At 72.3% G+C, this 24,566-nt stretch carries 22 protein-coding genes, 2 pseudogenes and 1 riboswitch; of the genes and pseudogenes, 11 read left to right on the top strand and 13 right to left on the bottom strand.

The genetic code is table 11. The features are described from left to right. From SPOPO_RS0123970 to SPOPO_RS0123995, 6 genes are all read right to left on the bottom strand, one after another. Window positions 1–516: an SPFH domain-containing protein gene (locus SPOPO_RS0123970; protein WP_156870187.1), complete on the bottom strand. Its 516-nt coding sequence runs from the start codon at window positions 514–516 to the stop codon at window positions 1–3. A 116-nt stretch (window positions 517–632) separates the two neighbouring features. After that, complete coding sequence (locus tag SPOPO_RS0123975) at window positions 633–1,760, bottom strand: glycosyltransferase family 4 protein (RefSeq protein ID WP_019877697.1); 1,128 nt, start codon at window positions 1,758–1,760, stop codon at window positions 633–635. 23 nt (window positions 1,761–1,783) lie between these two features. Then, the gene (locus tag SPOPO_RS0123980; RefSeq protein ID WP_019877698.1) at window positions 1,784–3,103 is read right to left on the bottom strand and encodes a M48 family metallopeptidase; all 1,320 of its coding nucleotides are present in this window, start codon (window positions 3,101–3,103) and stop codon (window positions 1,784–1,786) included. Window positions 3,104–3,105: 2 nt separating this feature from the next. Further along, the gene (locus tag SPOPO_RS31415; protein ID WP_156870189.1) at window positions 3,106–4,488 is read right to left on the bottom strand and encodes a peptidase MA family metallohydrolase; all 1,383 of its coding nucleotides are present in this window, start codon (window positions 4,486–4,488) and stop codon (window positions 3,106–3,108) included. Window positions 4,489–4,554: 66 nt separating this feature from the next. Continuing rightward, window positions 4,555–5,559 (bottom strand): C40 family peptidase, encoded by a 1,005-nt coding sequence (locus SPOPO_RS31420; protein ID WP_019877700.1) that lies wholly within the window; start codon window positions 5,557–5,559, stop codon window positions 4,555–4,557. A gap of 7 nt (window positions 5,560–5,566) precedes the next feature. Next, window positions 5,567–5,712: riboswitch (cyclic di-AMP (ydaO/yuaA leader) on the bottom strand. A gap of 328 nt (window positions 5,713–6,040) precedes the next feature. Further along, window positions 6,041–6,229 (bottom strand): hypothetical protein, encoded by a 189-nt coding sequence (locus SPOPO_RS0123995; RefSeq protein ID WP_019877701.1) that lies wholly within the window; start codon window positions 6,227–6,229, stop codon window positions 6,041–6,043. 157 nt (window positions 6,230–6,386) lie between these two features. On the opposite strand from SPOPO_RS0123995, the gene SPOPO_RS0124000 reads away from it, so the two are divergent. From SPOPO_RS0124000 to SPOPO_RS0124030, 6 genes are all read left to right on the top strand, one after another. After that, window positions 6,387–8,222: a DEDD exonuclease domain-containing protein gene (locus tag SPOPO_RS0124000; RefSeq protein ID WP_019877704.1), complete on the top strand. Its 1,836-nt coding sequence runs from the start codon at window positions 6,387–6,389 to the stop codon at window positions 8,220–8,222. 53 nt (window positions 8,223–8,275) lie between these two features. Beyond that, window positions 8,276–8,446 carry a hypothetical protein gene (locus tag SPOPO_RS0124005; RefSeq protein WP_156870191.1) on the top strand — a complete coding sequence of 57 codons (171 nt, stop codon included), beginning with the start codon at window positions 8,276–8,278 and terminating at the stop codon, window positions 8,444–8,446. A gap of 26 nt (window positions 8,447–8,472) precedes the next feature. After that, window positions 8,473–9,258: a rhomboid family intramembrane serine protease gene (locus SPOPO_RS0124010; protein WP_019877706.1), complete on the top strand. Its 786-nt coding sequence runs from the start codon at window positions 8,473–8,475 to the stop codon at window positions 9,256–9,258. A 33-nt stretch (window positions 9,259–9,291) separates the two neighbouring features. Beyond that, window positions 9,292–9,570 carry an Lrp/AsnC family transcriptional regulator gene (locus SPOPO_RS0124015; RefSeq protein ID WP_019877707.1) on the top strand — a complete coding sequence of 93 codons (279 nt, stop codon included), beginning with the start codon at window positions 9,292–9,294 and terminating at the stop codon, window positions 9,568–9,570. A 118-nt stretch (window positions 9,571–9,688) separates the two neighbouring features. Beyond that, window positions 9,689–10,621 carry a M15 family metallopeptidase gene (locus tag SPOPO_RS0124025; RefSeq protein WP_019877708.1) on the top strand — a complete coding sequence of 311 codons (933 nt, stop codon included), beginning with the start codon at window positions 9,689–9,691 and terminating at the stop codon, window positions 10,619–10,621. Beyond that, window positions 10,618–11,367 carry a hypothetical protein gene (locus SPOPO_RS0124030; RefSeq protein ID WP_156870193.1) on the top strand — a complete coding sequence of 250 codons (750 nt, stop codon included), beginning with the start codon at window positions 10,618–10,620 and terminating at the stop codon, window positions 11,365–11,367. Before SPOPO_RS0124025 ends, SPOPO_RS0124030 begins: the two co-directional genes overlap by 4 nt. 25 nt (window positions 11,368–11,392) lie before the next feature. Here the strand turns inward: SPOPO_RS0124030 and trpD are convergent, their stop codons facing one another. Together trpD and SPOPO_RS0124040 are read right to left on the bottom strand one after the other, a co-directional pair. Continuing rightward, a complete protein-coding gene (gene trpD / locus SPOPO_RS0124035) occupies window positions 11,393–12,433 on the bottom strand; it encodes an anthranilate phosphoribosyltransferase (protein ID WP_019877710.1) in 1,041 nt (346 codons plus the stop codon). 5 nt (window positions 12,434–12,438) lie between these two features. Beyond that, the gene (locus SPOPO_RS0124040) at window positions 12,439–12,828 is read right to left on the bottom strand and encodes a response regulator transcription factor (protein ID WP_033387294.1); all 390 of its coding nucleotides are present in this window, start codon (window positions 12,826–12,828) and stop codon (window positions 12,439–12,441) included. A 241-nt stretch (window positions 12,829–13,069) separates the two neighbouring features. Between SPOPO_RS0124040 and ctaE the strand changes: the two genes are divergently transcribed. The 4 genes from ctaE to qcrB are packed head-to-tail and all read left to right on the top strand — an operon-like array spanning window position 13,070 to window position 17,174. Then, a complete protein-coding gene (gene ctaE, locus SPOPO_RS0124045; RefSeq protein ID WP_028985070.1) occupies window positions 13,070–13,687 on the top strand; it encodes an aa3-type cytochrome oxidase subunit III in 618 nt (205 codons plus the stop codon). Window positions 13,688–13,696: 9 nt separating this feature from the next. Beyond that, window positions 13,697–14,491, top strand: coding sequence for a cytochrome bc1 complex diheme cytochrome c subunit (gene qcrC, locus SPOPO_RS0124050; RefSeq protein WP_028985071.1), 795 nt, complete (start codon window positions 13,697–13,699; stop codon window positions 14,489–14,491). Then, window positions 14,488–15,516 (top strand): cytochrome bc1 complex Rieske iron-sulfur subunit, encoded by a 1,029-nt coding sequence (gene qcrA / locus SPOPO_RS0124055; protein WP_051098701.1) that lies wholly within the window; start codon window positions 14,488–14,490, stop codon window positions 15,514–15,516. Before qcrC ends, qcrA begins: the two co-directional genes overlap by 4 nt. After that, on the top strand, window positions 15,516–17,174 hold the full coding sequence (gene qcrB, locus SPOPO_RS0124060; protein ID WP_019877717.1) for a cytochrome bc1 complex cytochrome b subunit: 1,659 nt from the start codon (window positions 15,516–15,518) through the stop codon (window positions 17,172–17,174). The genes qcrA and qcrB overlap by 1 nt, the downstream gene beginning before the upstream one ends. A 234-nt stretch (window positions 17,175–17,408) precedes the next feature. Here qcrB and SPOPO_RS0124065 read toward each other — a convergent pair whose 3' ends face one another. The 4 genes and pseudogenes from SPOPO_RS0124065 to ctaC all read right to left on the bottom strand — a co-directional run. Continuing rightward, entirely contained in the window at window positions 17,409–17,837 is a 429-nt protein-coding gene (locus SPOPO_RS0124065) for a hypothetical protein (RefSeq protein ID WP_028985073.1), read from the bottom strand. 314 nt (window positions 17,838–18,151) lie between these two features. Continuing rightward, window positions 18,152–18,547, bottom strand: coding sequence for a cytochrome c oxidase subunit 4 (locus SPOPO_RS0124070; RefSeq protein ID WP_019877718.1), 396 nt, complete (start codon window positions 18,545–18,547; stop codon window positions 18,152–18,154). A gap of 6 nt (window positions 18,548–18,553) precedes the next feature. Next, window positions 18,554–20,302 carry an aa3-type cytochrome oxidase subunit I gene (gene ctaD / locus SPOPO_RS0124075; RefSeq protein ID WP_425424163.1) on the bottom strand — a complete coding sequence of 583 codons (1,749 nt, stop codon included), beginning with the start codon at window positions 20,300–20,302 and terminating at the stop codon, window positions 18,554–18,556. Between the two features lie 302 nt (window positions 20,303–20,604). Beyond that, window positions 20,605–21,435, bottom strand: a pseudogene (gene ctaC, locus SPOPO_RS31425) (aa3-type cytochrome oxidase subunit II); the annotation flags it as partial. Between the two features lie 168 nt (window positions 21,436–21,603). Here ctaC and SPOPO_RS0124085 point away from each other — a divergent pair. Beyond that, window positions 21,604–23,072, top strand: a pseudogene (locus SPOPO_RS0124085) (aminotransferase class V-fold PLP-dependent enzyme). Here SPOPO_RS0124085 and SPOPO_RS31430 read toward each other — a convergent pair. Continuing rightward, entirely contained in the window at window positions 23,021–24,550 is a 1,530-nt protein-coding gene (locus SPOPO_RS31430; RefSeq protein WP_019877721.1) for a DUF2079 domain-containing protein, read from the bottom strand. The pseudogene SPOPO_RS0124085 and the gene SPOPO_RS31430 sit on opposite strands and share 52 nt — an antisense overlap. Between the last annotated feature and the right edge of the window lie 16 nt (window positions 24,551–24,566).

Below are 24,566 nucleotides of genomic sequence, written 5' to 3' on the forward strand. Positions count from 1 at the left end.
TCAGTCGGACGGGGGCCGACGGTCGGCCCAGGCCAGGAGTTCGGGGGTCAGGTTCAGCTCGATCGCGTCCACGACGAGGGTGTCGAGCTCCAGGCCGAGTGCGCGCAGCTCCGGCGTGACCGCCGCGGCCGCGCGGTCGCGCACCGAGTCGCGCCGCCGCGCCAGGTCGGCCAGCCACGAGTGGACCGCCGCCTCGGCGAGCGCACCCTCCAGCACCTGTCCGGCGCGGTGCCGGGTCTCACTCGCCGTCGCGCGCACCGGGTCGACGACCTGCAGGTGCGCGGCGCCCTCGATCCGGACGTCGACGCCGTCGGCCGTGCGGGCCGGGACGACGAGCGGGGTGACGTCGAAGTGCACCGGGACGCGGACGGCCTCGTCCAGCCCGGGCAGGACCATCAGCAGCCCGCGCCGGCGGGTCCGCGCGGGGCTCCCGCGCCGGCGGACGACCACGACCTCCCCCGGCCCCACGGCGCGCAGCATCGAGGCGGCACCGACCGCAAGGGTCAGCACCGCCACCAGCACGACCGTGGTCCCTCCGGGAACGGCGAGCCTCCCTCTGACGTACGCCTCGTGGCGTACTCCTACGGTCGGCGCGCCGGGCCCGCGGCGGTATCCGTGCTGGACCCCATCTCTCAGCCGTCGAACAGCTCCAGGAGGCGGCGAGCCTGCAGGTCCCAGCCCCACTCCTCGACGGCCCAGGCGCGCCCGGCCGCCCCCAGCGCCGTGGCGGCGGCCGGGTCGGCGAGCAGGTCGCCCACGGTCCGGGCGACCGCGGCCACTGAGCGGCCGTCCACCACGTGCCCGGTGCGGCCCGGCAGGACGGCGTCCGGGGCGCCGCCGGAGTCGCCGACGACGACGGGCAGGCCGGTCGCCGACGCCTCCAGGTAGACCATGCCGAGGCCCTCCACGTCGAGGCCGCGGCGCCGGGTGCGGCACGGCATCGCGAACACGTCACCGGCCGCGTAGTACGAGGGCAGGTCGGCGGCGGGGACGCCGCCGGGAAACACCACGTGCTCGGCGACGCCGGTGCGCGCGGCGAGGGTCCGCAGGTGCTCGTCGTCCGGGCCCGACCCGACCAGCAGCAGCGTCGCGCCCGGCACGCGAGCCCGGATCGCGGGCAGGGCGGCGATGAGCGTGTCCTGGCCTTTGCGCCGCACCAGCCGCGAGACGCAGACGACGACGGGCCGGTCCCCCAGCCCGAGTTCGGCCCGGCGCTCGACGCGCTTGGTGCCGGGCACGAACAGGTCGGTGTCGACGCCGGGGTGCAGGCGCACGAGTTTGCTTCGGTCGGCGGGCCGCAGGACCCGCGAGATGTGCGTGCGCGTGTAGTCGCCGAGGTAGGTCAGAACATCGACCGCCGCGCCCACCCGGCGGACCGCCGTCCGGCCCCCGGGCACGAGTGCCCAGCCCGCCTCGTGGCCGTGGGTGATGCCGACCGACCGGCGGACGCCGACCTCGCGCAGCCCCGGCGCCAGCAGGCCCAGCGGCGCGGCCGCGCCGAACAGCACGCGGTCGCAGCCGTACCGGCGGGCGATCTCGCGGGCCCGGCGCGCCACGGTCGGGACCGGCAGCATCAGGGAGCGCGGGTGGCGCACCACCGGGTACGGCTCCCCCGCGTCGTAGGCCGCGGCGCCCTCCCAGGCCGGTGCGTACACGACGACCTCGTCCGGCGGCAGCCGGCGCACGAGGGCCTCGACGAAGGACTGGATTCCGCCCGCCCGCGGCGGATAGTCGTTGGTGACGACCAGGATCCGCGGCATCGCGGCAGTTTCTCAGCCGCGGGTCAGCGACGCGGAATCGGGACGTCGGCCTGGTCGGGCGGCTCGGGGACGCCGTGCAGACGGGCCCAGGTCCGGGCGTTCGCGATGCGCGTCGGCCCGGTCGGGTGGGTGGAGCGCAGGAACGTCACGATCCACGGCGGGTCGACGTCGCCGAGGTTCGCCGCGGAGAGCCGACGCTGCATCGCGATCAACGTCGCCGGGTCGCGGGTCAGGTTCAGGGCGTGGACGTCGGCGCGGGCCTCGACCTTGCGACTGACCGCCAGCCCCACCGGGGTCGACACCGCCACGACGACCGCGACGACGGCGAGCACCAGCGCCAGGGACGCCGGGTCCGCGGGGTCGTCCACCCCGGCCCGCCGACGCAGCCACGGCGAGGAGACGGCCAGGTACAGCGCGCAGACGCCGGTCGCCGCCCCGAGGGCGCCGACCAGGGTCCCGTCGAGAACGTCGTTGTCCTTCACGTGCCCGAACTCGTGGGCGACGATCTGGCGGATCTCCGCCGGCGGGAGCTTGTCCACCGTCGTGTCGTAGAGGACGACCCGGCGACTGGAGCCGATGCCGGAGACGTAGGCGTTGAGCCGCGTCGACCGCTTCGACTCGTCCGCGACGAGGACGTCGTCGACCTCGACCCCGTCCTGCGCCGCCATCGCGAGCACCGAGGACCGCAGGTCGCCCGCGGGGAGTGAGGAGAAGTCGTGAAAAGCCGGCTCGACGACCAGCGGATAGACGAACGAGGACGCGACGACCAGCACGGCGCCGCCCGCCGCCCCGGGCGCCCACCAGCGCCGGGGGAAGCGGCGCATCAGCACGTAGAGCACGCTCAGGCCGATCAGCGTCATCGCGGCGAGCAGCCCGTAGGACTTCGCGGTGTCGAGCGCGTAGTCGCCCCACCCGCGCACGATCAGCCCGTAGTCGCGCTGGATGTTCTCCCGCCAGATCGACAGCGGGAGCGCGGCGACGAAGGGGATCGCGACGGCGGCGAGGGTGCCGAGGACGAGCGTGGCGACCGCCCCGCCACCGAACGGCCGGGCCACGGCACGCGCGATCCGCGTCCCGATCGCGGTGAGGCCGAGCACGACGGTCACGAGCAGCGTCACGAACGTCCCGCCGAGCACGGCCGGCCAGAGCCAGCGGTGGTACCGGTCCTCGAGCGCGATGTCCGCCGGGGCGTAGTCGCGCGTCGCGTCCACCGGCACCCGGCCCCCGGGCGGCTCCGGGAGCGTCTCCCACGGCGTCGTCGTGACGATGACCGCGAGCAGCGCGACGAGCAGGACGACGAACGCGATCAGCGCCGGACGGCGGGGGTCGGACTTCTGAGACACCGTCAGGTCAGCGTCTCGTCCAGGTATTCGCGCCAGTCCACGGTGAACTCGGCGAGCGTCGTGCCGAGCACGCTCGTGAACGCCTCTTCCACCGACGCGGCGCTCCCGCCGGGCGCGCCGGCGGTGCGGACCAGCTGGAGCAGCGCGTCCTGCCCGTGCTGCTCGGCGATCATGCGGCAGGCCAGCCAGGCCATCTCGTACGCCTGGGGCAGCTTGGGGTTGGTGGTGTCGAAGTCGGAGTCCGACGGCAGGGTCCTCGGCTTCAGCCCGTTGCGCAGGTCGTCGACGAGTTCCTGAGCGATGAACTGCACGGACAGGCCGCTGGTGCGGTAGCCGATGTAGTCGGCGAAGCCCTCGGCCAGCCACATCGGGGTCCACTCCTGCGTCGCGGAGCGGACGGCGACGTGAGTGATCTCGTGGATCATGATGACCCGCTTGCCGACCTCCGACAGGTCCGCGTACGCCCGCGGGTTGATGACGACCCGCTCCGCCGCCGCGCTCTCCTCCGCGACCCCGAGCTCGCCGCGCGTGATCGCGGCCAGCTGGGCGTAGTTCGACGCCTTGCCGCCCAGCAGGTCGGCCATCTCCTGCTCGGTGCGGGTGACGAGCACGAGCACCTTGCGCGGCCAGCGCTTGCCCCAGACCTCGTCGACGCGCGGGACCGCGGCGTCGACCTCCTCCGCGATCGGGGCGAGCACGTCGTCGTCGGGCAGCCCGAGGACGAGGGCGTGGTCGCTGCGGAAGGCGTTGACGCGCCCGACGTCCCACAGCTGCTGGTTGCCGCGACCCGGCGCCACCCAGCGGCCGCTGACGTACCAGCGACCCTCGCGCGGGGTGAAGGTCAGCACCTCGTCGTGGACGGCGTCGGCGTTGTCGTAGCCGTCGACCCGCAGCGCGACCGCGACGAACCGGCCGAAGCTGTCCGGACCGGCGGTCGCGGCCTTCGCGGCGGCCGCGGCCGGCAGGCGGGCGTCCTCGCGCGGCGCGAGCTGGTAACGCCAACTCGTGACCGGCACCTCGGCGAGGTTGTCGAACCAGGTCGCCTGCGCGCGGCGCAGCTCGGCGTCCTGCGGGTCGACGGTCGCGAGGAAGTCCGAGCGGTTCTTGGCGAGCAGGGCCTCGGCCCGGCGCTGCAGCAGCTCGGCGACGGTGTCCTCCGAGCCGTCCCCCGCGCGGGCGACGCCGCCCTGCTCGACCACCGGGGAGGCGTTGCGGTCGTCGCCGAAGGCGTCGGCGAACGGCCCCCGGTCGGTGATCGCGAACCCGATCGCCACGGCGGCGGCCACCACCGACACCACGACGCCCGCCGCCAGGCTGCCGCGGCGCGGCAACGGCCGAACCTGCTCAGGCCGCGGCGGCCACGGAGACGGCGGGGTCGTCGACATTGCGGGCATCGTACGGGGACCGTCCCGCGCAGGTCAGGCGTCGAGAGGGAATCGAGACGTGCCGGATTACGGGCGCGTCGCCCCGGCGTACGGCATCTGCGAGATCGGGGCGATCTCGACCCGGCGGCCCGGGTTCGGCGCATGGACCATGCGGCCGTTGCCGAGGTAGATGCCGACGTGGCTGATCGGGCTGTAGAAGTACACGAGGTCGCCGGGCTCGAGCTCCGAGCGCGGGATCTTGTCCCCGGTCGCGAACTGCATCCGCGAGGAGTGCGGCAGCGAGACGCCGGCCTTGCTCCAGGCGGCCATCGTCAGGCCGGAGCAGTCCCAGCCGTCCGGGCCGGAGGCGCCCCACACGTAGCGGTCGCCGATCTGCGCCAGCGCGAACTCGATCGCCTTCGCGGCGCGCGGGTTCGGCAGCGGGAGGTTCTTGAGCAGGTTGCGCGAGTTGCCGTCGCGGGAGGCGCGGTCGAAGCGCTCGCGCTCCTTGGCCTCGAGGCGGTTGAGCACCTCACGCGCGGCGCGGAGGTTCTTCTCGACCTCGGCCTTCTCGGCGGCGAGCGCCTTGCGCTGCGCCTCGACGACCGCCAGCTGCTGGGCGGCGGCGGTCTGGTTGGCCTGGAGCTCGCGGCGCGCCTCGACGACCTTGCGGAGGGCGCCGGCCTCGCGCGAGGACAGGGCGTCCAGGCTCGCGGCGCGGGCGATGAAGGCTTCCGGGTCGTCCGAGAACACGAGCTGGAGGGTCTGGTCCATGCCGCCGTTGCGGTAGGCGTTCGCGGCGAAGGCGCCGACGGTGCGCTGCAGGTCGGCGACGGTCGCCTGCTGGGCCGAGGCCTCCTTCTGCGCGCGGGCGAACTTCCGCTCCGCGTCACGCAGGGCCATCCGGGCCTCGTTGTAACGCTCCGTGGCCTGCTCTGCCTTGTGGTACAGCGTCTCGACCTGCCGGCGAGCCTCGTCGACATCCAGGCGGGGCGCGGCGCTGACGGAGCCCTGCACGCTTGCGGCGAGGGCGAAGGCCGCGCAGACGGCGACCAGGCCACGAACGGGTCGAGCGGAACGGAGGTGGGGCACGCGGACGAGCTCCTTCTTCGGGCCGCCTACCGGGTTAGCTGACGGGTTCGGGCCCAGAAGCTGCCCTACGGTGCAGCCCCGCGACCTGCGGGTTTGCACCGACTCACCCCAGGTGGAGGTGGGTCCCCGGTTCCGGTTCCGCATCGCCCCTGGTGGGGAGACGACCCGGTTCCGAATTCGGCGGTGGTGGGCGCCCCCACCCCGGCGGGGCGGTGTCGGAGCACTCACCAGATGAAGAAAACATAACGAGGCCCCCGGGGCGGGTCGACCGACACCGCGTCGTTTTCCCCGCCCCTTGACCTGGTCTTGGCAGAGGCGGGATGTCGGAATTGCCCAGGTCATCCCGGGTCCGCCCGCTCCGTGTGCAGGTGTCCTCACGGCCTGTCACGGGGCGTATTTGTGGCCTACATCGCATTTTCGCCCGGGCGTGGCGTTGGGCCATGTGGGTTTCGGGACGAATCAGGCACTCCACCGGAAGCGGTCACGCGCTCCGGCGGGGCACCAGGCGCAGGGGCGGCACGAGTCCGGAGTCGGCGAGGACGTCGAGGGCCGCGCGCTCCTCCGGGTCGAACCCGGGGGCGAGGGCGCCGGGCGGACCGAGGAGCACCGAGACCACGCAGTCGCCGCACGCCAGGTCGCGCATCGCACACGAGTCGCAGTCGATGATCATGTCGAGCCTCCGAGCCGGGAAATCGGTTGTCGTCGGCGACGCTAGGACCGCCCACCGACAGTCCCGTTTCGCCCCACGAGTCACACCCGCCCCAGGGTGGGAGCCCCGGCGGCGTGCCTCGGCGGCGCTGTCGGTGCACGCCCCTACCGTCCGGGACATGACGTTGGCACCCGAGCTCGGCACCCGGCCGGGGCGGCCGCGACCGGTTCCGCCGGCCCCGCCGGCCCCGCCGGCCCCGCTGGTCCGGCGCGCCGTCCCGACCCAGGGGACGTTCGACGAGCTCGGCACCCCGCTGCGGGACGTCACGTTCGTCGTCGTCGACCTCGAGACGACCGGCGGGACGCCCGCCGACGGGATCACCGAGATCGGAGCGGTGAAGGTCCGCGGAGGCCGGCGGCTCGGCGAGTTCCAGACCCTGGTGAACCCCGGCAACCCGATCCCCGCGTTCATCCAGGTGATGACCGGCATCACCGACGCGATGGTGTGCTCGGCCCCGCGGATCTCCGCGGCGCTGCCGGCGTTCCTGGAGTTCGCGTCCGGCTCGGTGCTCGTCGCGCACAACGCCCCGTTCGACGTCGGGTTCCTCAAGGCGGCGTGCACCGCCACCGGGCAGGCCTGGCCGACGTTCCCGGTCGTGGACACGGTGAAGCTCGCCCGCGGCGTCGTGACGCGCGAGGAGACGCCGAACTGCAAGCTCGCCTCGCTGGCCCGACTGTTCGGCTCCCCCACGACCCCGAACCACCGGGCGCTGGCCGACGCCCGCGCCACCGTCGACGTCCTGCACGGGCTGCTCGAACGGCTCGGCGCGATGGGCGTGACGTCGCTGGAGGAGCTGCTCACCTTCTCCGCCAAGGTCCGCCCCGAGCAGCGGCGCAAGCGCTACCTCGCCCAGGGCCTGCCGGCGGCGCCCGGGGTCTACCGGTTCGAGGACGCGCGCGGCGAGGTCCTCTATGTCGGGACCTCGGGCAACATCCGCGAGCGCGTCCGGACGTACTTCACGGCCTCGGAACTGCGCACGCGCATGGCCGAGATGGTCGGCCTCGCCGAGCGGGTCGTCCCGATCGTCTGCGCGCACAAGCTCGAGGCCTCGGTCCGCGAGCTGCGGCTGATCGCCGAGCACAAGCCGCGCTACAACCGCCGCTCCCGCTTCCCCGAGCGGATGGTCTGGCTCAAGCTCACCGACGAGACGTTCCCGCGCCTGTCGGTGGTGCGCCAGGTCCGCTCCGACGCCGGCGGGTACCTCGGCCCCTTCGGGAGCGCCGCCGCCGCCGAGCAGGCGATGACCGCGGCCCACGAGGCGTTCCGGATCCGGCAGTGCCGCCAGCCGCTCTCCGTGCGCCGCACCGTCCCGGCCTGCGCGCTCGCCGAGATGGACCGGTGCAACGCCCCGTGCGAGGGCCGCGAGTCCCCCGCCGAGTACGCGGCCCACGCGTCCGGCGTCCGGCTCGCGATGGAGAGCGACGCCCGCGAGATCGTCGAGCGGCTCCGCGCGCGCATCGACGCGCTCTCCGCCGCCGGCCGCTACGAGGACGCCGCCCGGCACCGGGACCGCCTCGCCGCCTTTACCCGCACCGCCGCGCGCATGCAGCGGATCCGCGGGCTGACGCGCTGCCCCGAACTGGTCGCGGCCCGTCCGGGCCGGGAGGGCGGCTGGGAGATCGCCGTCGTCCGGTTCGGCCGCCTCGCCGCCGCCGGGGTGGCCCCGCACGCCCGGGCCGTCCTCGCCGAGGTCGAGGCCATGCTGGCCACCGCCGCCACCGTGCTGCCCGGCACCGGGCCGCTCCCGGCCGCCACGGCCGAGGAGACCGAGACCATCCTGCGATGGCTGGAGCAGGCCGGGACCCGGCTGATCCGCCTCGACGGCGAGTGGAGCTCCCCGCTCCACGGCGCCGGCCGCTGGCAGGCCTGGCTCGCCGCCGCCGACGCGGGCCGCCGCGCCACCTCCGCCGAGCACGACCGGCCCCGTGGGACCAACGTCACGCGGCGTCGCTGAAACGTAACCTGCCCGTCGTCATGCGCGGGTCGGTGCTCGCCGATACTGCCGACATGACCCAGCGGACCCGGCGGCGCCGTCTCGCGGCCGCTGCGTTGTTCCTCGGTGCCGCGATGGGCGTGTCGGCCGTCGCCAACGGCCACTCGGCCCCGCCCCGGCCCGACCTCCCGGCGGAGATCGGCGACGCGGTGACGATCGGGAGTGCGGTCCTGCTCAGCGAGTAGCAGCAGCTCTGCGCAATGATCGCCGTGTGGTGATCCCGATCCACGACAAGAACCCGACCCGCCGGTTCCCCGTCGTGACCTACGCGATCCTGATCATCAACGTCGTCATCTACTTCTTCGGGCCCGCGTTCGGCGACCAGGGCCTGCCGGCGAACGTCGCCGACGAGTGCCGCAGCGACGCGTTCATCCAGCAGTGGGCGGCCATCCCGAAGGAGCTGACCGAGAACGCGCAGCTCCCGCCCGAGCCCGTCGAGCTCGTCACCGGGGACCGGGTGCTCCGCTGCCCCGCGCCGGACTTCGACAAGTCCCCACCGCTGTCGGCGCTGAGCTCGATGTTCCTGCACGGCGGTCTGCTGCACCTGCTCGGCAACATGCTGTTCCTCTTCATCTTCGGGAACAACGTCGAGGACCGGTTCGGTCGCCTGCGGTTCGCGGCCTTCTACCTGCTCTGCGGCTACACCGCGACGTACGCCTTCGCCTTCACGGACCCGAACTCGACCACGCCGCTGGTCGGGGCGTCCGGGGCCGTGGCCGGCGTCCTCGGCGCCTATCTGTGGCTCTATCCCCGCGCACGCATCGTCGCGCTCGTGCCGTTCCTCTTCTTCCTGCCCCTGCCGATGCCCGCCTGGCTGGTGCTGGGGTCGTGGTTCGGCCTGCAGGCGATCTACGCCCAGGGCGGCGGTCTCGGCGAGGGCTCGGTCGCGTACGTGGCGCACGTCGTCGGGTTCGCGGTCGGCTTCGTGCTGACCGTCCTATTCGTCGGCGAGCGCCGCGAAGCACCGGAGCGGCGCCGGGCCAGACGTCGCCACTAGGCTCGCAGCGACCGACTCGGGAGGATGCTCGAAGTGATCACCGCGATCGTGCTCATCAAGGCGGACATGGCCCGGATCCCCGAGGTCGGCGAGCACATCGCGCAGCTCGACGGCGTGAGCGAGGTCTACTCGGTCACCGGCGAGTACGACCTGGTCGCGATGGTGCGGGTCTCCCGGCACGACGACCTCGCCGAGGTCATCCCCGGGCGGATGAACAAGACCCCCGGCGTCCTGTCGACCGAGACGCACATCGCCTTCCGCACCTACTCCCGGCACGACCTCGAGGCCGCGTTCTCCCTCGGCATGGACTGAGCGCACGGACCGAACCCGGACATAAGCCCCCAGGTCCTGCGAACGCCGGACCGGCGCGAAAAGCCTTCATACCCTCGAAGCGGGTGGAAGGTTCCGTTCGCGACCTGGGGGGGTCCACATGTCTCGGCGCTGGTTGTCGACGCTCGTCGTCGCGTCTGCGATGACGCTGCTCGTACCCGCCGGAGGTGCGTACGCCGACGAACCCGACCCGACCCCCGCCGCGGACGTCCCCGCGGCGACCCCGGAACCGACCCCGGAACCGACCCCGGAGCCGACCCCGGAGCCGACCCCGGAGCCCGCGGGTGAGCCGACCGTCGAGCCCACACCGGAGCCCACGGTCGAGCCGACCGTCGAGCCCACACCGGAGCCCACGGTCGAGGCGCCGGCGAGCCCGGCCCCGACCTTCGACCCGGCGTCGGTGCCGGCGGCCGGCCCGGTCACCGCGCCCGCGGAGCCCGTCGAGGTGGCGAAGAAGACCAGGAAGAAGCAGCCGTTCAACCTCAGGGTGCTGCGCGTCTCGCGCAAGGACGTCCGGTACACGTACCGGTCCGGCTGCCCGGTCGGGCCGTCGAGCCTGCGCCGGCTCCAGCTGACGTTCTACGGCTTCGACGGCACATGGCGCCGGGGCAACATCGTCGTCCACCGCTCCGCCGTCACCGACGTCTCCGCGGTGTTCCGGCGCGCGTACCGGGCGAAGTTCCCGATCAAGCGGATGTCGAAGGTCGACCGGTTCCGCGGGTCGGACACGCGCTCGATGGCGGCCAACAACACCTCGGCGTTCAACTGCCGCCACGTGGTCGGCAACCCGAGCCGGTTGTCGCAGCACTCGTACGGGAATGCCGTCGACGTGAACACCCGCCAGAATCCGTACGTGACCGGCAGCCGCGTGTACCCGCCGGGGTCGTCGACCTACCTGAACCGGTCGAACGTGCGGAAGGGCATGCTCACGCGCAGCGGCCCGATCCCCCGCGAGTTCGCCCGCCGCGGCTGGCTCTGGGGCGCCCGCTGGGCTCACCCGGACTACCAGCACTTCTCGAGCAACGGCCGATGAGCGGCCGCAGGGTGCACCTCCTCGGCCGCGTGGTCGCGCCGGCGACGGCCCTCCTGCTCGCCCTGAGTGCCTGCGGGGACGACTCCTCGGAGGGGGCGGCGCTCCCGCCCGGGGCGCCGGCCGCGGAGGAGCCCACGGTTCCCGCGACCGCGGGCCCGCTCAGCGGTCGGCAGATGCCGGAGCCCGCCGTCCTCGGCGAGGGGTGGACCGAGCGCGCGGACCCCGGCGACGGCCACGGTGACGTCCACGGTGACGGCCACGGTGACGTCGCCGCCGACGCACCCTCCACCCAGCAGCGCGACGTGAACGAGCTGATGGACGGCCTCACGCCCATCGGCTGCCCGGAGCGGGCGGTCGCGATCTCGCTCCCCCGGCCCCGGTACGCCCTGGAGCGGACCTACGCCGGCCCGGCCGGCCAACCCGGCGTGGCGCTGGTGCTGGAGTTCGGCGACTCCGCCGGCCCGCGTACCTTCCTGGACCGCTTCGAACGCCAGATGCGGGCCTGTCCCGCGGGCGCGGCGGACCCCGACGGCCCGATCGTGCTCGGGTACCGCTCGATCGACCGCGCCCCCGAGCGGGTTTCGGGCCTGCGGCAGGAGACCGGGTTCGAGGCCGACCCGAACCGCTACCTCGTCGTCGCCGTGCGCGACGGCAAGCGCGTCGGGCTGGTGTACCTGTCCGGGATCCCGGCCGCGAGGGCCGCGGCGATCGGGCCCGACCTGATCCGGGCGATCCGCGCGAGCTGAGCCGGCGCTCGGCCGCACACGCGCGTCAGGCGGATCGGCGCCCCACGGTGGCGGCGATCCAGGCGTCGAGGGTCTTGGCGGCGGTGCCGTCGTCGACGGCGGCCGCGGCGCGCGCAATGCCCGCGCGCACGCGCTCGGGCAGCGGGGCGGTGTCGGAGGGGTCACACATCGCCAGTGCGGCGCCCGCGTTGAGGAGCACGGCGTCGCGGACCGGCCCGGTCCGTCCGGCGAGCAGGTCCCGGACCACCCCGGCGTTGTGGACGCGGTCCCCGCCGCGGAGCGCGCCGGGCTCGGAGCGCGGCACGCCCAGGTCGGCGGGGTCGAGCACGCCCTCGGTCACGTTGCCGTCCCGGACCTCCCAGTAGCTGGAGGTCGTGGCGGTGGTGAGCTCGTCGAGTCCGTCGTCCCCCCGGAAGACCAGGGCCGCCACGCCGCGCCGGGCGAGGACGCCCGCGGCGATCGGGGCGATCCGGCGGTCGGCGACCCCGACGGCCTGCGCCGTGGGACGGGCCGGGTTGGCCAGGGGCCCGAGGAAGTTGAAGATCGTGGGGATCGCGAGCTCGCGCCGCACCGGGATCGCGTGCCGCAGGGCCGGGTGGTACACCGGCGCGAAGCAGAACGTGATGCCCGCCTCCACGGCGACCGCGGCGACGTCGGCCGGGTCCAGGTCGAGCGCGACGCCGAGTTCTTCGAGCACGTCCGCGGTCCCGCAGGCGGAGGACGCGGCGCGGTTGCCGTGCTTGACCACGCGGACACCGGTCGCGGCGGCCACGATCGAGGCCATCGTGGAGATGTTCACGGTGTGGGCCTGGTCACCACCGCTGCCGACGATGTCGAGCGTGGGACCGGGCACCTCGATCAGCCGGGCCCGGGAGAACATGGCCCGGACCAGGCCTTCCACCTCCGAGACCGTCTCGCCCTTGGAGCGCAGCGCGACCACGAAGGCGGAGATGTGCACCGGGCTGGCCTCGCCGCCCATGATCTGGTCCATCGCCCAGGCCGTGGTGTCCGCGTCGAGGTCCTCGCCCCGCACCAGGGCGCCGAGCAGGTCGGGCCAGCGGTTCACGGCGCTCAGGCCGGCGCGGCGAGTCGGCGGCGCAGCAGCGAGGCGGTGGCGTCGGCGAGCGCGATCGGGTCGATCGGGTGCGGCACCACGGCGTCGGCGCGCGACCAGGTGGCCAGCCAGCCGTCCTGCACGCGCCCGATCAGCACCAGGATCGGCGGGCAGCGGTAGATCTCGTCCTTGAGCTGCCGGCAGATGCCCATCCCCCCGGCCGGGACCGCCTCGCCGTCCAGGATCGCGACGTCGATCCCGCCCGCGTCCATCGCGCTCAGGACGGCGGGCTCGGTGGCGCACTCGAAGACCTCGACCCGCGGCAGCTCCGGGGCCGGGCGGCGCCCGAGGGCCAGGCGCACGTCGTTCCGCACGTTGACGTCGTCGCTGTAGACCAGGACCCGCATGGTGACCTCGGGGGTCTGCGCGGAACCGTGCTCGCTCACTGCGGTCTCTCCTGAATGGGTCAGGCAGGCGGGTCAGGCCGGGCGGGGCGGTGCGACCGGGCGGTACGCCGGTGCGGTCGATGGTATCGACGCCGCGTCAGGGGCCCCGGAGAGGCCTTTTCCAGCGGGTTTTGACGGTCCGTGGACCGCCGACGCCACACCGGTGGGGCCGGTCATCGGAGACCGAACCAGGCCCGACATAATGACGCCCGTGGTCACCGCCCAAGCTGTCGAGAGCCCCCCTGCGCACGGTGCTGTCAACCGACCGAACATGGTCAGTGTCGGCACGATCGTGTGGTTGTCGTCGGAGCTGATGTTCTTCGCGGCGCTGTTCGCGATGTACTTCACCATCCGCTCGGTCACCGGCGACGAGAACTGGCCGCCGGAGAGCGTGCATCTGAACCTGCCGTTCGCCGCGACCACCACCACGGTCCTCGTGCTGTCGTCCGTCACGTGTCAGCTCGGCGTCTTCGCCGCCGAGCGCGGCGACGTGGAGAAGCTGCGCTTCTGGTTCATCATCACGTTCCTGATGGGGGCGTTCTTCGTCGCCGGCCAGGCCACGGAGTACACCGAGCTCACCAACGAGGGCATGACGATGTCGGCCCACGCGTACGGCTCGATGTTCTACCTGACCACGGGTTTCCACGGCCTGCACGTGACGCTCGGACTTTTCGCGTTCCTGTTCGTCCTCGGGCGGACGTTCGTGGCGAGTCGGTTCACCCATGAGCAGGCCACCAGCGCGATCGTCGTCTCGTACTACTGGCACTTCGTCGACGTCGTCTGGATCGGCCTGTTCGGCATGATCTACCTGCTCAAGTAAGGGAATGGCGTGAAACGGCTTTCCGCACGACGACGCCACCCGCTGGCTGCGGTCGTCGTTCTGTTGCTCGCCCTGGGAGTGGTGGGTGGCCTCTACGCCACCTTCTCCCCCTCCGGCACTGCCGAGGCGGCGGACGACGCCTCCTCGCTGCAGATCCAGGAGGGCAAGGGGCTCTACATCACGAGCTGCTCGAGCTGCCACGGCCTGAACGCCGAGGGCACCTCCGACGGCCCGGGCATCGCCGGCGTCGGAGCGGCCTCGGTCGACTTCCAGGTCGGCACGGGCCGTATGCCGCTGCAGTCCCGGGAGAACCAGGGCCCGGCGAAGAAGCAGTTCTTCACCGAGAAGGAGACGGCCGCGATCGTCGCGTACGTCGCGTCCATCGCCCCCGGCGGCGCCCCGGTCCCGGCCCCCGAGCAGTACGCCACCGACGGCGACCTGCAGGAGGGCGGCGAGATCTTCCGCACGAACTGCGCGTCGTGCCACAACTTCATCGGTAAGGGCGGTGCCCTCACCCAGGGCAAGTACGCCCCGAACCTGACCGAGGTCGACCCCAAGCACATCTACGAAGCGATGGTCACCGGGGCCGGCAAGGGCGCGATGCCGACGTTCAGCGACGGCATCCTGACCCCGGATCAGAAGAAGGACGTCATTACCTACATCAAGTCCATCCACGAGCAGCCCGACCCGGGCGGCTTCGCCGCCGGGCGCATCGGACCCGTGGCCGAGGGCCTGCTGGTGTGGACGGCTGTCATCGGCGCCCTCATCGGCGCCGCCGTGTGGCTGGGGGCGAGGCCGTCATGAGTTACGGATCCAACGACGGGGGCCACGGCACCGGCGTCGCGCAGGTCGAGGGCGACCCGTTCGCCGACCCGGGCCTGCCGCACCACACGCCGCGGCGCACCGACATCGACGCCCGCGCGGCCAACCGCGCCGAGCGTCAGGTGGCCGGCCTTTTCGGGCTGAGCACCATCCTCACGATCGCGTTCATCGTCAGCTTTGTCGCCATCGACAAGGACGAGTCGATGTACGTGGTCGGTCTCGGGACCGTCAACACGCTGAACTTCGCGCTCGGCGTGACCCTGGGCGGCTCGCTGCTGTGCATCGGCTTCGGCGCGATCCACTGGGCGCGCAAGCTGATGAACGCCGAGGAGGTCGTCGACTACCGGCACCCGATGAAGTCCTCCCCCGAGGACACCGCCGAGGTGCTGGAGAAGTTCCGTGCGGGTGTCGAGGACTCGGCCATCCCGCGGCGGAAGCTGATCTGGACGTCGATGCTCGGCGCGATGGCCCTGTTCCCGATCGCTCCGGTGATCGCGCTGCGCGACCTCGGCCCGCTGCCGCACAAGAAGCTCCGCGGCACGCTGTGGGACGACCCGAACCACCGTCAGATCGTCCACGCGAACGACGAGCGCCGGCTCAAGCCGTCGGACTTCGCGCTGGGCTCGATGATCTCGGCGAAGCCGAACGACCTCGAGGGTCACGACGAGCTCGCCAAGGCCTCGATCCTGCTGGTGAAGCTCAACCCCAGCGAGATCCGGTCCAAGGAGCTCGCCGCCCGTGGGTACCGCGGGATCCTCGCCTACTCGAAGATCTGCCCGCACGCGGGTTGCCCGCTGGGCCTCTACGAGAAGAACACCCACCACATGCTGTGCCCGTGCCACCAGTCCACGTTCGACCTGGCCGACTTCGGCCGCGTCGTGTTCGGGCCGTCGGCACGTAACCTGCCCAACATCGCGATCACCGTCGACGACGAGGGTTACCTGGTGGCCAAGGGCGGCTTCGAAGAGCCCGTCGGCCCGAGCTTCTGGGAGCGGGGCGACGCCTGATGACCACGCCTACTCCCCCGCCCGCCCCGCTGACCCCGGCCGCCAAGGCCGGCGCCGGTGTGGCGACCTACCTCGACGAGCGGCTCGGCACCAATGCGGCCGCGAAGAAGAACCTGCGCAAGGTGTTCCCCGAGCACTGGTCCTTCATGCTCGGCGAGATCGCGCTCTACAGCTTCATCATCCTGCTGGCCACCGGCGTCTACCTGACGCTGTTCTTCCGGCCGAGCATGCAGGAGGTCGAGTACGAGGGCTCGTACGAGCCGCTGCGCGGCGTCCACATGTCCGAGGCGTACGCCTCGACGCTGGACATCAGCTTCGACGTCCGCGGTGGTCTGCTCATGCGGCAGATCCACCACTGGGCGGCGCTGATCTTCGTCGCGGCGATCTTCCTGCACCTGTTCCGCATCTTCTTCACCGGCGCGTTCCGCAAGCCGCGTGAGCTGAACTGGCTCATCGGTAACGGCCTGCTGACGCTGGCTCTGATCGAGGGCTTCGCCGGCTACACCATCCCGGACGACCTGCTCTCCGGCACCGGTCTGCGCATCGCCGAGGGCGTGATGCTCTCGGTCCCGGTGGTGGGAACGTACGTGCAGTTCTTCCTCTTCGGCGGGGAGTTCCCCGGCGAGGCGATCGTCCCGCGTCTGTTCGTGGTCCACGTGCTGCTGCTGCCGGGCATCATGCTCGCGCTGATCACGGTCCACCTGATGCTGGTCGTCGTGCAGAAGCACACGCAGTTCCCCGGCCCGGGCCGCACCAACGAGAACGTCGTCGGCTTCCCGCTGATGCCGGTCTACATGGCGAAGGCCGGTGGCTTCTTCTTCGTCGTGTTCGGGATCTGCGCCCTGCTCGGCGGTATCGCCCAGATCAACCCGGTGTGGTTGTACGGGCCGTACTTCCCTGATCAGATCTCCGCGGGTTCACAACCGGACTTCTACATCGGCTTCCTCGAAGGCTCGCTCCGTGCGATGCCGAACTGGGAGACGAACCTGTTCGGTCACACGATCAGCTGGAACATCCTCGTGCCCGGTCTGATCCTGCCCGGCGTGATGTTCACGGTCATGGCGCTGTACCCGTTCATCGAGGCCTGGGTCACCGGCGACAAGCGGGAGCACCACCTGCTCGACCGTCCCCGCGACGTCCCGGTCCGCACGGCCCTCGGTGCGATGTCGATCGCGTTCTACCTGCTGCTGTTCATCAACGGTGGCAACGACATCATCGGGTTCACGTTCGACATCTCGATCAACAACGTCACCCGGTTCACACAGGTCGCCCTGTTCGTGGTCCCGCCGCTGGTCTTCATGATCACCAAGCGGGCCTGCATCGGGCTCCAGCGGGCGGACCTGAACAAGGTCCTCCACGGTCGGGAGACCGGCATCATCAAGCGTCTGCCCAACGGCGAGTTCATCGAGGTCCACGCCCCGATCTCCGCCGAGGAGCGCTTCACGCTGATGGCGCGCAACAACTACCAGCCGCTCGACCCGGGTCCGGCCACGGACGCCGAGGGCATCCCCGCCCCCGGCCACAAGGCCGCCAAGCTCCAGGCCCGGCTCTCGAAGTTCTGGTACGCCGACGACCTGCCGAAGCCCTCGGCCGAGGAGTACGCGGAGCTCACCGCGGGCCACGGCCACGGCGACGACCACGGCGGCGGCCACCACTGAGGCGCCAACGCAGAACGGCCGGTCAACCTCAGGGTTGGCCGGCCGTTCTGCGTTGCGGGCCCCCTCCCCCGCGTCTTCTCCCGCGCGCCGCGCCTGTCCGCGTGGCTGGACAGGCGCGCCGGCCAGGAGAAGTTGGGTGGTCGCCAGCGCAAGTCCACCTGACGCCTCTCCTGCGGCGCGCCGCGCCCATCACGAGCCGAGGATAGGCGCGCCAGGCAGGAGAAGTTGAGGTATCTACTCGGAGTGGAGCGGCTCGATGAACGGGAGCGCGATGATCCCGAGCACCACCGCGAGGACGATCTGGACGCCGATCCCGATCGCCGCCCACCGCAGGTGCTGCGCCGCACTCCCCTGCACCGCACTCCCCTGGGCCGCACTCTCCTGGGCCGGCTTCCCCGCCTCGGCGGGTGTGTCTGCACCCGTCGCGAGAGTCCACGGGGCAATCGGAGCCGCGAGGCTCCCCGGCTGCGTCTCCGGCTGCGTCTCCGGGCCGGCCACGACCGCCGCCGGTGCGTCCACGGCGGGCCCAGCCGGCGCCGGGTCGCCCTGCGGCTCGGCCTCGGACGCGGCCGCGGCCTCGACGGCGGTGACGTAGGTCAGGGCGAACCCGGGGACGGGCGGCGTCTGAGCCGGGATGGCGGCGGTGTTCTCCTCAGTCCTCACACCGGTTCGACGCCGCCACGCCCGTCCCGAGTTCCCGTCCTCCGCCCCCGAGTTCCACGGCACCAGCCCTGACCGCCGCGGCGCCGGACCCAGCTTCACCAGACGAGCCCAGCTTCACTGGCCCCGCCCGGCTGGTGAAGCGGGTGCTCAGCTGGTGAAGGGCGCGGGGTGGCTGGTGAAGCGCGCCCCCGCCGGATCCCGCGCGGGAGGGCGTCGTCTGGCGAGGGAACCCGTATTCGGCGGGGGCGGAACGGCGACGGCCCCGGTCCCCCCCAGGAGGGGGCCGGGGCCGGGAGGCCGGGGCGGGGGGGTGCCTAGTGGGCGTGCTCGCCGCGGTAGTACTCGAAGACCATGCCCCAGACCGCGTAGGCGAAGAACGGGACGGCGAGGGCGAACAGCCACATGCCGAAGACGATCCCGAGGGTGCCGAGGCCGCCGGCGGCGGCGAGGAGCAGGGGCCACCAGCTGTGGGGACTGAAGAAGCCGAGTTCGCCGGCACCGTCCTCGATCAGCGCGGTGGGGTCGTCCTCCGGGCGGAGGTCGATCCGCTTGGCGGTGAACAGCAGGTAGAAGCCGATCAGCGCGCACAGCCCGATGGTCAGGGTCAGGGCGGTGGTGCCCGTCCAGTCCTCGGAGTAGTACCAGTAGATCGGGGTGACCGGGATCAGGAAGATCCCGATGCCCGCGAAGAGGTTGCCCTCAACCTTCACAGCCGTCTACTCCTGTCCGTACCCGGCGCCACCGTGGCCGGGCTTGTCGTGGGTGTCGTCCTCGCGCTCCAGGACCGCGGTGGAGGTGCGGCCCTTCTCCCGGTCGTGACCCTCGAGGTCGGGCTCGCCGTAGATCTCGTCGAGGACCGTCTTCCCCCGGGTCGGGGCGTCGTGCGCGGAGGCGAACTCCGGGTGGTGCAGGTCGAACGCGGGGCTTTCCGACCGGATGCGCGGCATCGAGGAGAAGTTGTGCCGCGGCGGCGGGCAGGAGGTCGCCCACTCGAGCGAGCGGCCGTAGCCCCACGGGTCGTCCGGCAGCACCGGCTTCGGCTTCCGGTGCGTGAGAATCACGTTGAGGATGAACGGCAGGGTCGACATGCCGAGCAGGAAGGCGCCGACGCTGGAGACCATGTTCAGCGTCGTGAAGCCCTCGCTCGCGCGGTAGTCGACGTACCGGCGCGCCATGCCCTCCGCACCCAGCCAGTGCTGGACGAGGAAGGTGGTGTGGAAGCCGAAGAACAGCGTCCAGAAGTGGACCTTCGCCAGCCGCTCGTCGAGCATGCGGCCGGTCATCTTCGGCCACCAGTAGTAGAAGCCGGCGAACATCGCGAACACGACGGTGCCGAAGACCACGTAGTGGAAGTGGGCGACGACGAAGTACGAGTCCGACAGCTGGAAGTCCAGCGGCGGCACGGCGAGGATGACGCCGGTCAGACCGCCGAAGAGGAACGTGACGAGGAAGCCCACGGACCAGAGCATCGGCGAGTCGAACGAGATCGCTCCTCGCCACATCGTTCCGACCCAGTTGAAGAACTTCACCCCGGTGGGTACCGCGATGAGGAACGTCATGAAGGCGAAGAACGGCAGCAACACACCACCGGTGACGTACATGTGGTGCGCCCACACGGTCACGGACAGGGCGGCGATGGCCAGCGTCGCGAAGACCAGGCCCTTGTACCCGAAGACCGGCTTGCGGCTGAACACCGGCAGGATCTCGGTGACGATGCCGAAGAACGGCAGGGCGATGATGTAGACCTCGGGGTGCCCGAAGAACCAGAACAGGTGCTGCCAGAGCAGCGCACCGCCGTTGGCCGACTCGAAGACGTGCGTCCCGAACTGTCGATCGGACTCCAGCACCAGCAGGGCCGCCGCGAGCACCGGGAACGCGATGAGCACGAGCACGCTCGTCACCAGGATGTTCCAGGTGAAGATCGGCATCCGGAACATCGTCATGCCGGGCGCGCGCATGCAGATGATCGTGGTGATGAAGTTGACGGCACCGAGGATGGTGCCGAAGCCGGACAGGGCCAGACCCATGATCCAGAGGTCGGCGCCGACGCTCGGCGAGTGCACGTTGTCCGACAGCGGGGTGTAGGCGAACCAGCCGAAGTCGGCGGCGCCGCCCGGCGTGATGAAGCCGAGCATCGCGATCGTGCTGCCGATGGAGAACAGCCAGTAGCTGAACATGTTCAGCCGCGGGAAGGCGACGTCCGGCGAGCCGATCTGCAGCGGCATGATCAGGTTCGCGAAGCCGACGAACAGCGGCGTCGCGAACATCAGCAGCATCACCGTGCCGTGCATGGTGAACAGCTGGTTGAAGTGCTCGTTCGAGACGACCTGGTTGCCCGGACGCGCGAGCTCGGCCCGCATGATCAGGGCCATGATCCCGCCGAGCAGGAAGAACGTGAACGACGTCAGGACGTAGAGGATGCCGATCTTCTTGTGATCGGTCGTCGTCGCCCAGTCGATGATGATCGCGCCGAGCGACTTCTTCTTCGTGCGCGCGTGCGTGCTGACCCGCTGGGCCTGCTCGTAGGTGGTCACGAGGTGCCTTCCGGAGTGTTCGCGGCGGCGTCGCCGGCTGCCGGCGCGGTGGTGGCCGCCGGCGCGGTGGTGGCCGCCGGGGTGGCGGGCGCGTCGTTGGCGGGCTCGGACTCGGTGCCTTCCGCTTCCTCGCTGCCCTGGTTCTCGGTCCCGTCCTGTGCGGGCTCGGTGTCCTGGTTCTCCTGCGGCGCCGGCGTGCTGTGGTCCGACTCCGTCGCGTACGAACCCTTGAGGTTGTACGCACGCTCGCGGTCCTCAGCCGTGTCGAGGATGCCGCGCGGGAGCTGGCCCTCCTGGCCGTTGCGCCGCAGCTCGGCGATGTGGGCGGCGTACTCCGCCTCGCTCACGACGCGGACGGTGAAGAACATGCGGGCGTGGTCGCGGCCGCAGAGCTCGGCGCACTTGCCGGAGTAGGTGCCCAGCTTGTTCGGCGTCGCCTCGAAGCTGTTGACCCGGCCCGGGACGGCGTCGATCTTGAACAGGAAGTTCGGGACCCAGAACGAGTGGATGACGTCCGCTGCGGTGATCTCGAAGCGCACGAGCTTGTTCACCGGGAGCACCAGCTCCGGCTCCTTGCCGGGGGTGCCCGCCTCGTAGACGTTCTCGTCGACGTAGTTGAACGACCAGCTCCACTGGCGGCCGACGACGTTGACCGTCAGGTCCTCCTGCCGGTCCTCGTCCATGATGATCGACTGGTCGCGCTCGGTGAAGTAGAAGAGCACGACGACCATGACGAACGGCAGGATCGTGTAGAGCGCCTCGATCGGCAGGTTGTACCGCGTCTGGATCGGGATGTCGTTGGCGTGCTTCTTCCGGTGGAAGATGCACGCCCACAGGATCAGACCCCAGACGATGGCGCCGGTGAGGATGGCCGCCAGCCAGGAGCCCTGCCACAGCAGGAGCATCCGGGGGCCTTCCTCGGTGGCGGGGTCCGGGTACGCGAGGTTGGGGAGGTCCTCCGTGTTGCACCCGGTGCAGGTCAGCAGGACGAGAGCCAGCACGCCCAGCACCGCCCAGCGGCGGGTCCGCGGCGAGCGTTCTGGCGGGGAACCGATCGGGCGCAAGGGGGCCTTCCAGGGTGGTGACCGCGGGGTCTGGACCCGCGGATGATCAGGGGTGGAACTGCGGCCGCAGCCTACTCTGCGGGCCTGGCGCGGCTGCGCCCAGGGGCCGCTCACGGCGCGGTGGCGCGGCGGGTCCCGCAGGAGCGCGCACCGCCTAGGTTTGAGCACGTGGGCAGCGTCAGCACCGGCACCGATCCGAACCCGGCTCCCGTTCCCTCCGGGGCCTACTTCGACGCCGCCTCCACCGAGCCGCTGCACCCCGTGGCGCGCGCCACACTCCTCGCCGCTCTCGACGACGGCTGGGCCGATCCGGCCCGGCTGTACCGGGACGGTCGCCGGGCGCGGATGCGCCTCGACGCGGCCCGCGAGATCGTCGCCGAGGTGATCGGCGCGGCCCCGGCCGAGGTCGCCTTCCCCGCGTCCGGGACGCAGGCGCTGCAGCTCGGCATCGCGGGCTGCCTGAAGGGCCGCGTCCGGGTCGGTGCCCACCTCGTCACCTCGGCCGTCGAGCACTCGGCCGTCCTGCACGCCGCGACGGCGCACGAGGCGGCCGGCGGCGCGGTGGACCTGGTCGGCGTCGACCGGGCCGGCCGCGTCGACGCCGCCGCGTTCGCCGCGGCGCTGCGACCGGACACGGCCCTGGCGTGCCTGCAGAGCGCCAACCACGAGGTCGGGACGCGCCAACCCGTCGCCGCGATCGCGGACGCGACCACCGCCGCCGGGGTGCCCCTGCTCGTCGACGCGGCGCAGAGCCTGGGCCGCGAGCCGGTGCCGGCGGGCTGGTCGGTGCTCGTGGGCAGTGCCCACAAGTGGGGCGGCCCGGCCGGCGTGGGGGTGCTGGCGATCCGCCGTGCGGCCCGATGGCGTTCCCCACTCCCCGGCGGCGAGCGCGAGGGCGGCCGCGGGCCCGGCTACGAGAACGTGCCCGCGATCGCGGCCGCAGCGGCCGCGCTCGCGGCCGTGACCGCCGAGGCGGCGGCCGAGGGCGCCCGCCTCGCAGCGCTGACCGAGCGGGTCCGCGCCGCGGCCGCCGCGCTGCCCGACGTCGTCGTCCACGGCCCCGCGGATTCGGACGCCCGGCTGCCGCACCTGGTCACGTTCTCCTGTCTCTACCTCGACGGCGAGGCGCTGGTGCGCGAACTGGACCGCGCCGGCTTCGCGGTGAACTCCGGCTCGTCGTGCACGGCCGACACCCTGAAACCCAGTCACGTTCTCGAGGCGATGGGCGTGCTCTCGCACGGCAACGTCCGCGTCTCGCTCCCCCGCGGTACGACCGAGGCCGAGGTCGACCGCTTCTGCGCGGTGCTGCCCGGCGTGATCGCCGAGCTCCGCGACGCCGCCGGGGTGGCCGGGCTGTGAGCCTGCAGGCGCAGCTGACGCTCGACACCCTCGGCCGGCGCTGCCCGGCCCCGATCATCGAACTCGCCCGCCACCTGCGGAACGTCGAACCGGGCGAGGTGATCGCGGTCCTCTCCGACGACGCCGCCGCCGCGCTCGACGTCCCGGCCTGGTGCGAGCTGCGCGGCCAGGAGTACCTGGGCAGCGTCCCGGCCGACCGGGGCGTCGCGTACTTCGTCCGCCGGGTTCAGCCCGCTTCCGCCGGCGCCGGCACCGGCTCCGGCGGCGGCGGGAACTGACGCGGGTCGTCGGTGCTCCGCCGGAGCAGGACGAACTCGCCCCGCTCGAGGACGACCCCGTAACCCATCTCGCGGGCGAGCTCGGTGAACTCCTCCTGGTCCGCGAGCGAGTCGAAGGGCCAGTTCACCGGGTCGCTGCGGTCGACCGCGATCCACTCCGGGTTCGCCCGCGACAGCGGCGAGCCGAACACCGAGACCGCTGCCCGCGAGGTCAGCTGCGGGACCAGGCGGTTCGAGGCCTGCACCTGGGCGTCGTCGGGGATCGGTGCGAGGACGGCCCGGGCGTCGGCGGCGCGGGGGTCGGCGGTCCAGGTGCTCGGGCGGACGGCCGACCACAACGGGTGCGCCGGAACCAGGAGGGCGGTGACGACGGCGCTGATCGCGAGCGCCTCAGGGATCCGCGCCGGGCCCTGGTGCGCACGCAGACGCCGCAGCCCGTCGACGAAGGCGACGAACACGACCGGCATCAGCACGGCGCTGTAGTGGTAGCTGGTCCCCCAGTACAGCGCGTTGTCCGACGTCAGCCGCCACGCGAGCGTCGGCAGCACGAGCAGGAGCAGCGGTGAGCGCAGCGCGACCATCGCGGTCGGCGCGACCAGCAGGATGAGCAGCACGACCTTGGGCTCGTGCTCGAACAACCCGACGGTGACCCGCTCGAGGTGCGCGTCGAGGCCGCCACTGTCGTCGCTGCGGCGGTGCGAGCCCCACCACGCCGAGAACGTGCCCGCCGGCGTGTTCGCCGGGAGCAGCCAGAAGACCTCGACGGCCGTGCCCGCGAGGCCGCCGACGACGGTCGCCAGGCCGAGCCGCCGGGCGCCGAACCACGCGACGAGCGCGCCGACGGCGGCAACGGTGAGGCCCAGGTCCTCCTTCACCAGCAGGAGCGGCAGCGCCCACAGGACCGCGGCCCGCAACCGCCGTTCGGCCAGGGCCACGACGCTGCCGGCCATCAGCGGGACGGCGAACATGACCTCGTGCGCGTCGAACCCGACGGCCTCGGCGATCCCCCACGACAGCCCGTAGCCCAGGCCCACGACGACAGCGGCGGAGCGCCCCAGCACCTGCTGGGCGTACCGCGCGATCGGGACGACCGCGATCGCGAGCAGGAACGCCTGGGCGAGCAGGATCGTCACCGGCGACGGGAACACCCGGTACAGCGGGGCGAGCGCCGCGTACGCCGGGGAGAAGTGGTCCCCGAGCAGGTTGGCGTCGGGCCCCTCGACCTCGACGATCGGGGCGCCGCCGGACGCGAATCCGCGCACGGCCTGCTCGACGATCCCGAGGTCGAAGCCGGTGGTGCGGACGCGCTGGTGCAGGCGCACCGACACGACCGCGTAGAGCGCGAACAGCCCGGCGGCGAGGAACCAGGTCCAGGCGGTCCCGCCCGACGCGCGAGCGCCGGAATCCGGGGTCGGCGGGTCCGGGTGCGGCTGCCGCGGCAGCCCCGTCGAGTGCGCCGTCTGCGCCTCGGTCGCCATCGCCTGCCCCTCGGAA

The organism is Sporichthya polymorpha DSM 43042, assembly GCF_000384115.1.
GTDB classification, from domain to species: Bacteria; Actinomycetota; Actinomycetes; order Sporichthyales; family Sporichthyaceae; genus Sporichthya; species Sporichthya polymorpha.